This window comes from Kitasatospora sp. NBC_01302 (assembly GCF_035976515.1).
Taxonomy (GTDB): Bacteria; Actinomycetota; Actinomycetes; order Streptomycetales; family Streptomycetaceae; genus Kitasatospora.
In genome coordinates, this window is record NZ_CP108404.1 from 1,707,031 (window position 1) to 1,714,422 (window position 7,392).

Genomic DNA, 7,392 nt, shown 5'->3' on the forward strand with positions numbered 1-7,392 from the left:
CGCTTGCTGGGAACTCAACTCCGGGGACGGACTGCCGGGCGCTGCCGGGAGTCGGGCCCGGTCACCAGGTGACCGGCAGGCCGTGCACGCCGTAGACGAACATGTCGTCCTGGAAGCCGACGTCGGCCTGCGGGACGGCGAGCGCCAGCTCCGGCAGCCGCCGCACCAGGGTGCCCATCGCCACCTGGAGCTCCAGCCGGGCCAGCCCCTGGCCGATGCAGTGGTGCACGCCGTGGCCGAGGGTCAGGTGCCCGCGCGCCTCGCGGCGCACGTCGAACCGGTCCGGCTCGGCGAAGACCGACGGGTCGCGGTTGGCCGCGGGCAGCAGCAGGATGACGCCCTCGCCCGCCCGCACCGTCGTGCCGCCCACCTCCAGGTCGGTGGTGGCCGCGCGGCCGATCCCCCACTGGGTGATGGTGTGGAAGCGCAGCATCTCCTCCACCGCGCCGTCCAGCAGCGCGGGTTCGGCGGCCAGCGCCGTCCACTGCGGCCGGTCGAGCAGCAGCGACAGGGTGCTCAGGCCGATCACGTTGGCCGAGGTGTCCAGCCCGCCGGCCAGCAACAGCAGCGCGAAGGCCACCAGTTCACCGTGTTTCAGCTCGCCGGTGCGGACCCGCTCGACCACCAGGCGGCCGATCAGATCGTCCGTCGGCTCCGCGGACTTGCGGGCGACCAGGGCGTCCATGTAGCCGAACAGCGCCTCGTTGGCCTCCTGGTGGGCCGCGGGCGGCACGTCGCGGCGGTGCAGCGTCTCCGTCCAGCCCAGGAAGAGCCGCTGGTCGGCGGCCGGGACCCCGAGCAGCTCGCAGATCACCACCGCGGCGACCGGCCGGGCGAAGGCGGTGACCAGGTCGGCCGGGGCGGGGCCGGCCAGCAGCTCCTCCAGCGCGCCGTCCACGATCGCCTGCACCTTGGGGCGCAGCGCCTGCATCCGGCGGGTGGTGAACTCGCCCGTCAGCATGGCCCGCAGACGGGTGTGCTCGGGCGGATCCAGCGCGATGAACGCCCCCGGCAGGATCAGCGGCGGCACGAAGAGCTTCGGGTAGCCGGCCGCGGTCATGTCGGAGCTGAACCGCACGTCCGCGAGGACCCTGCGGACGTCCTCGTGGCGGGTGACCAGCCAGACCGGGTCGCCGACCGGCGGGCGCACCCTGACCAGCCCCTGCTCCTCCTGCCACCGGCCGTACTGCGGCGCGAGGTCCATCGGACACCCGGCCGGGCGCGCCTGCGGGAACGTGGACTCCACCTCGGCGCTCACCAGGTGACCGGCAGTTCGCGCGGGCTGTACACCATGGAGCCGTCGCGGAACGGCAGTTCGGTCACCGGGGTGACCAGCCGCAGGCCGGGGAGCCGGCTGAAGAGGGTGCCGATGGCGACCTGCAGCTCGACCCGGGCCAGGAACTTGCCGACGCAGTTGTGGATGCCGTGCCCGAAGGTCATCGGGTCCACCCCCTCCCGGCCGACGTCGAGGGTGTCGGGATCCGGATAGGCGTCCGCGTCCCGGGCCGCGGAGGGGGTCAGCAGGACCACGCCCTCACCGGCCCGGATCAGCTGCCCGCGCAGCTCGACGTCCTCGGCCGCGACCCGGCCGATGCCGTACTGCAGCACGTTCTGATGGCGCAGCAGCTCCTCGACCGCGCCGGGCACCAACGACGGGTCGGCGACGAGGCGCTCGGCCTGCGCCGGGTTCTCCAGCAGCGCGAGCACGCTGAGCGAGATCGAGCTGGCGGTGGTGTCGAAGCCGGCCGAGAGCAGCATCAGGCCGATCACGACGACCTCCTGCTGCGTCAGTTCGCCGTTGCGGATCTCGTTGCCGGCCAGCTGCCCGAGCAGGTCGTCGGTGGGCTCGGCCTCCTTGGCCGCCACCAACTCGTACATGTAGGCGAAGAGGTCGGTCAGCGCCTGGGCCAACTCCTCGGGCGCGCCCTCGCGTTCGATCAGCGCGAGGATCCAGCCGCCGAACTTGTCCCGGTCCGGGTAGGGCACCCCGAGGAACTCGCAGATCACCATGGCCGGCAGCGGCGAGGCGAAGCGGGCGACCAGGTCGGCCGCCGGCGGCCCCGCGAGCAGGTCGTCGAGGAGCCCGTCCACCATCTCCTGGATCCGCGGCCGCAGCCGCTCCGCGGCCCGGCTGGTGAACCAGGACGCCACCGTTCTGCGGTAGCGGGTGTGGTCCGGCGGGTCCATCGCGACGAAGGCGCCCGGCTGGCGCTCCCCCGGCACGAAGAAGCGCGGATACCCGGGCTGCGTCATGTCCGAGCTGAAGCGCGGATCACCGAGAATCGACCGGATGTCGTCGTGCCGGGTCACGAGCCAGGCCTGGTCGCCGGTCGGAACGGTGACCCGGACGACCGAGGAACCCTCCCGCAGCGCCCGGTATCCGTCCGGCGGATCCAGCGGGCAGCCCGCCGCGCGGTCGAATGGGAAAACAACCGGTTCAGTTCGGGGAGATGTCACTACAGGCCTTTCCCAGCGGTCGGCACACGACAATCCGCCGCGCATACACGTAAGGAAATGGAAAGCAGGTGAACTCGCCAGGAAAGCCAGTTCGTCCGCCTCGGCGGAAGCGGCCGCCGGAACCATCCGGAATTCGCCGCTCCAACATGCTGCAACCAGGCCAACTCGGCTGTCAACCATGCATCAGCCCCTGGTCACAGCACGAAGAGGGCGTCACCGCCCGGCCGGAAATGAAACGTGACCTACGTCATGTCAGCCTGTTTCGGTCCCCCCGAAAGGTTGTGGAACCCATTGAACCGAACGCCATCAGCATACGTTCCCCTCCCCCCGACGACCACTGTGTACCGATGAACCGGCCACTGGCCGAAATGCGTTGTCCGAATTTCGGCCACACCGGAAACCCATGAACCGCCTCCCGGCGCAGTACGTTCCCCCCGCCCCTCGGCCCCCGGCGAGGCCGGGCGACAATGGGCCCCATGGACGACGCGTTCACCCTCCTCCGGCGGGCCGCCGGCCTCCTGCCCGAGGACGCCGCGGCGGAGAACGGCTGGACGGTCGCGGACGCCCGCGCCGAACTCGGGCTCCAGGAGTGGGAGCTGGCGCTCGACCTGCTCGTCGACATCGCGGACGTCCATCCGGTGCCCGTCGACTTCTGGGAGACGCTCGCCGAGGCCGCCCGGCAGATGATGTCGGAGCGCACGCGCCGCTGGTGCGAGTGGCGGGACTGGGAGCGCCGGAACGGCACCATCCGCGCGACCCTGACCCTGCTGCCCGCCGACGAGAGCAGACGCGGACGCCGCACCGCCTTCGCGGGCGACGGTCGGCTCAGGCCCCTGTGGGACCTCGGCACCCGCACCGCGGACGGCCGGTCGGCGTTGAACGTCGCGCGGCTCTGGGTGGAGTCCGCGCCGCAGCTCGGCCCCGGTGGGACGGCCGACGTGCGGCTGGCTCCCCTGACGCCCGAGCAGTGGCGGCACCTGACGCCCGGTGACGTGATCACCCTGCACGAGGCCCGGCCCGTCGGCGGCCGTGCCGAGATCATCGAGGTCCGGCCGCCGCAGGGCTGAGGGCGGGGCGGGGCCCGCCCCCGCTGCCGTGCCCGTCCGGCGGCCAGGGCCTGTCCGGTTGTCCGCCGTTCGGCGGAAGGCGGGAAGGCGGGAAGGCGGGAAGGCGGGGAGGCGGGGAGGCGGGAAGGCGGGAAGGCGGGGAGGCGGGGAGGCAGCCGACGGACCGTCAGCTCATGGCCTCTCATGGGCTAATGATCTCGTCCGATGTCCGGCAGACGGGCGGAGCGATCCACCCGCCTGCCGGAGTCCCCCCGGTTGGCTCAGCACCAACGCACGCTTCCTAGCCGAGGCTGTCGTCGATGAAGGCGAACAACTCCTCGTCCGAGGCGGTGTCGAGGCCCTCGATCTCCGCCAGGTCGGCCTCGGCCGCCGTGGCCTCCGCGGCGGGCTGCTGGGACTCGCCCAGGCGGGCGGCCAGGGCGTTGAGGCGCATCTGGAGCCGGGCCCGGGTGACGCCGTCGGGGGTGCTGGCGGCCAGCGCGGCCTCCAGGCGGTCGAGTTCCCCGGTCACCGAGCCGCCCGAGCCCGCGCTGTCGGGGAACAGCTCCAGGTGCAGGTGGGTGGCGAGCAGGGCCGGGGTGGGCTGGTCGAAGACGAGCGAGGCGGGCAGCGACAGGCCCGTCCGGTCGGCCAGGCCGTCGCGCAGCAGCACCGCCATCAGCGAGTCCACGCCGAGGTCCCGGAAGGCCTGCCCCGGTTCGATCTCCTCCGGTCCCGCGTAGCCGAGGATGAACGCCGCCTCGGTCCGGACCAGGGCGAGCAGCGCGTTCTGCCGCTCGAACCCGGCCATCCCCGCCAGGCGGACGGTCAGCGGAGCATCGGCGGGCTCCGCCGCTGCCACGGCTGCCACGGTCTCCGGGGCGGTGCCACGCGAGGCGTCCGCCGCCGTGGCGGGCGCCGCCGGGAGCCGGTCCTGGCTCCGCGCCCGGAGCCAGGACGACATGGCGGGCAGTGCCGCGCTGAGCGGCAGGTCACCGGCCAGGCCCAGGGTGCTGAGCAGCCCGTCCAGGTCCTCGCGCCGCACGGCGGACCAGAACCGCTCGTCCACGGCGTCGGCCGGCACCGTCGACCCGTCCTCGGCCGCCGCCGGCCAGAAGCGGCGGCGCTGGAAGGCGTAGGTGGGCAGATCGAGCCGGCCGGAGCCGGTCCCCCCGAAGAAGGCCGCCCAGTCGACGGCGACGCCGTGGGCGTGCGCCTGGGCCAGCGCGCCGATCGCCGTCCGGGCCTCGGGGCGGTCACGGCGCAGCGCCGGGGCGAACAGCGCGGCCGTGCCGACGCAGTCCCGCCCGAGGGCGCTGAGGATGCCGTCCGGGCCCAGCTCGACGAAGGTGCGCACGCCCTCGCGTTCCAGCGTCTCGACGGCGTCGGCGAACCGGACCGTCTCGCGGGCGTGGCGCACCCAGTAGTCGGGGGTGGTCAGGTCGGCGCGCTGGTCGAGCGTCGAGACGATCGGGAGGGTGGGGGCGTGGAAAGTCACCTGCTCGGCGATCGCGCGGAACTCGGCGAGCATCGGCTCCATCAGCGGCGAGTGGAACGCGTGGCTGACGGTCAGGCGCCTGGTCCGGCAGCCCTCGGCGGCCAGCCTCTCGGCCACCGCCAGGACGGCCGTCTCGGCACCGGAAATCACCACCGACGAAGGCCCGTTGACAGCGGCGATGCCCGCATCCGAGCGGTCGGCGAGCAGCGGCAGCACCTCGTCCTCGGCCGCCTCGACGGCCACCATCGCGCCACCGGCGGGCAGTTGCTGCATCAGTCGGCCACGGGCGGCGACCAGCTGCGCGGCGTCGGCCAGCGAGAGGACGCCCGCGACGTGCGCGGCGGCCAGTTCGCCGATCGAGTGCCCGGCCAGGAAGTCCGGTCGCAGGCCCCAGGATTCGACGAGCCGGAACAGCGCCACCTCGAGGGCGAAGAGCGCGGGCTGGGTGCACGCCGTCCGGTCGAGCAGTGCGTCGGCCTCGGCGAGCGGGGTCTCCAGGTGCCGGTCCAGCTCGACCCGGACCGCGTCGTAGGCCTCGGCGAACACCGGGAAGGCGGCGTGGAGTTCGGCCCCCATGCCGGGGCGCTGGCTGCCCTGGCCGGTGAAGAGGAAGGCGAGCCGGCCCTCGACCGCGGTGCCCTTGAGCACCTGTGCGGCGGGCACCCCGAGGGCCAGCGCATCGAGCCCGGCGCGGAGTTCGTCCTGGTCGGCGGCCACGATCGCCGCCCGGCGGTCCAGCGCCGCCCGGGTGGTCGCCAGGGCCTGCGCGACCTCGGGCACGGTGACGTCCGGCTCGGCGTCCAGCCAGTCGCGCAGGCGGTCCGCCTGGTCGCGCAGGGCGGCGTCGTTCTTGCCGGAGAGCACCACCGGGAGCACGGGGGACGCCGGGGCAGTGACGGCGAGCGCGGCCGGTGCCTCCCCGGCCAGCGCCTCACCGGCCGGTGCCTCCCCGGCGGGTGCCTGCCCGGCGGGTGCCTCCTCGGCGGGGGCCTGCTCCAGCACGGTGTGGGCGTTGGTGCCGCTGATGCCGAAGGACGAGACCGCGGCCCGGCGCGGGCGGCCGGTCTGCGGCCAGGGCCGGTTCTCCGCCAGCAGCTCGACGGCACCGGCCGACCAGTCGACGTGCGGGGTCGGCTCGTCCACGTGCAGGGTGCGCGGCAGCACGCCGTGCCGCATCGCCATCACCATCTTGATCACGCCCGCGACGCCCGCCGCCGCCTGGGTGTGGCCGATGTTCGACTTCACCGAGCCGAGCCACACCGGCCGGTCCTCGGGCCGGCCCCGGCCGTAGGTGGCCAGCAGCGCCTGCGCCTCGATCGGATCGCCCAGCCGGGTGCCGGTGCCGTGGCCCTCGACCACGTCGACCTGGTCGGGCGTCAGCCGGGCGTTGGCCAGCGCCTGGCGGATCACCCGCTGCTGGGACGGCCCGTTGGGGGCGGTCAGGCCGTTGCTCGCGCCGTCCTGGTTGACCGCGCTGCCCTGCACCACGGCCAGCACCCGGTGCCCGTTGCGGCGGGCCTCGGAGAGCCGCTCGACCAGCAGCAGGCCCACGCCCTCGGCCATGTTGGTGCCGTCGGCCGCACCGGCGAAGGACTTGCAGCGGCCGTCGGCGGCCAGCCCGCGCTGGCGGCTGAACTCGATGATGGTGCCCGGGTTCGGCATCACGGTGATGCCGCCGGCCAGGGCCAGCGAACACTCGCCGGTGCGCAGCGCCTGCACGGCGAGGTGCAGCGAGACCAGCGAGGCCGAGCAGGCGGTGTCGACGGTGACCGCCGGACCCTCGAGACCGAAGGTGTAGGAGAGCCGCCCGGACATCACGCTCGCGGTGTTGCCGGTGCCCAGGTGGCCCTCGAAGTTCTCGGCCGAGCGCATCAGCACCGGGACGTAGTCCTGCCCGTTGGTGCCGACGAAGACGCCGGTGCGGCTGCCGCGCAGGGTCGCCGGGTCGATGCCCGCCCGCTCGAACAGCTCCCAGGAGGTCTCGAGCAGCAGGCGCTGCTGCGGGTCCATCGACAGCGCCTCGCGCGGCGTGATGCCGAACAGGGCGGCGTCGAACTCGTCCACGGCGGACAGGAAGCCGCCCTCCTTGGTGTAGGAGGCGCCCTGCGCGTCCGGGTCCGGGTCGTAGAGCCCGTCGAGGTCCCAGTCGCGGTCGGTCGGGAAGCCGGAGATCGCGTCACCGCCGCTCTCGACGAGCCGCCAGAGCTGCTCCGGGCTCTGCACACCGCCCGGGAACCGGCAGCTCATCGCGACGATCGCGATCGGCTCGCGGGCCTTCTCGTCGAGGTCGCGCAGCTGGGTGTGGGCCTCGTCGAGGTCCTTCAGCACGCGCTTGAGGTATTCGCGGAGCTTGTCTTCATTGGCCATCGGAGCGCTGCCCATCCGGTTCGT

At 73.7% G+C, this 7,392-nt stretch carries 4 protein-coding genes; 1 reads left to right on the forward strand and 3 read right to left on the reverse strand.

Annotation, left to right across the window (positions count from 1 at the left end):
* Window positions 1-61: 61 nt before the first annotated feature.
* Complete coding sequence (locus tag OG294_RS07370) at window positions 62-1,258, reverse strand: cytochrome P450 (RefSeq protein ID WP_327065611.1); 1,197 nt, start codon at window positions 1,256-1,258, stop codon at window positions 62-64.
* Entirely contained in the window at window positions 1,255-2,310 is a 1,056-nt protein-coding gene (locus OG294_RS07375) for a cytochrome P450 (protein ID WP_327065612.1), read from the reverse strand. Before OG294_RS07375 ends, OG294_RS07370 begins: the two co-directional genes overlap by 4 nt.
* A gap of 623 nt (window positions 2,311-2,933) precedes the next feature.
* Between OG294_RS07375 and OG294_RS07380 the strand changes: the two genes are divergently transcribed.
* The gene (locus OG294_RS07380; RefSeq protein WP_327065613.1) at window positions 2,934-3,524 is read left to right on the forward strand and encodes a hypothetical protein; all 591 of its coding nucleotides are present in this window, start codon (window positions 2,934-2,936) and stop codon (window positions 3,522-3,524) included.
* Window positions 3,525-3,804: 280 nt separating this feature from the next.
* On the opposite strand, the gene OG294_RS07385 is transcribed toward OG294_RS07380, so the two are convergent.
* The gene (locus OG294_RS07385) at window positions 3,805-7,368 is read right to left on the reverse strand and encodes a type I polyketide synthase (RefSeq protein ID WP_327065614.1); all 3,564 of its coding nucleotides are present in this window, start codon (window positions 7,366-7,368) and stop codon (window positions 3,805-3,807) included.
* Window positions 7,369-7,392 lie beyond the last annotated feature (24 nt).